Source organism: Rhodococcus sp. P3_B8 (genome assembly GCF_056402775.1).
In genome coordinates this window covers 1-868 of record NZ_JBFUGT010000667.1, presented here as the reverse complement: position 1 = coordinate 868, position 868 = coordinate 1, and the positions used below count along the sequence as shown (strand labels likewise).

The 868-nt window shown below is 64.2% G+C and carries 1 protein-coding gene; it reads left to right on the top strand.

Annotated features, from left to right (window positions below):
• The coding region (locus tag AC1D1G_RS45595; protein WP_477956986.1) for a S1 RNA-binding domain-containing protein at window positions 1-868 on the top strand (868 nt) is incomplete at both ends.

The window sequence follows — 868 nt, the reverse complement described above, 5'->3', positions numbered from 1 at the left end:
ACATCGGCCTGCGTGGCTTCCTTCCCGCTTCGCTCGTCGAGATGCGCCGTGTCCGCGATCTGCAGCCGTACGTCGGCAAGGAGATCGAGGCCAAGATCATCGAGCTCGACAAGAACCGCAACAACGTCGTCCTCTCGCGCCGTGCATGGCTCGAGCAGACGCAGTCCGAGGTTCGCAGCGAGTTCCTGCACCAGCTGCAGAAGGGCCAGGTCCGCAAGGGCGTCGTGTCCTCCATCGTCAACTTCGGTGCCTTCGTGGACCTGGGCGGCGTCGACGGCCTGGTGCACGTGTCCGAGCTGTCCTGGAAGCACATCGACCACCCGTCCGAGGTTGTCGAGGTCGGCACCGAGGTCACCGTCGAGGTTCTCGACGTCGACCTGGACCGCGAGCGCGTCTCCCTGTCGCTCAAGGCGACGCAGGAAGACCCGTGGCGTCAGTTCGCCCGCACGCACGCCATCGGCCAGATCGTGCCCGGCAAGGTCACGAAGCTGGTTCCGTTCGGTGCTTTCGTGCGCGTCGAAGAGGGAATCGAAGGCCTCGTCCACATCTCCGAGCTGGCCGAGCGCCACGTGGAGGTCCCGGACCAGGTTGTCGGCGTCAACGACGATGCGCTCGTCAAGGTCATCGACATCGACCTCGAGCGTCGTCGCATCTCGCTGTCGCTGAAGCAGGCCAACGAGGACTACAACGCCGAGTTCGATCCGTCCAAGTACGGCATGGCGGACAGCTACGACGAGCAGGGCAACTACATCTTCCCCGAGGGCTTCGATCCCGAGACCAACGAATGGCTCGAGGGCTTCGACAAGCAGCGTGAAGAGTGGGAGAACCGCTACGCCGAGGCTGAGCGTCGTCACAAGATGCACACCGC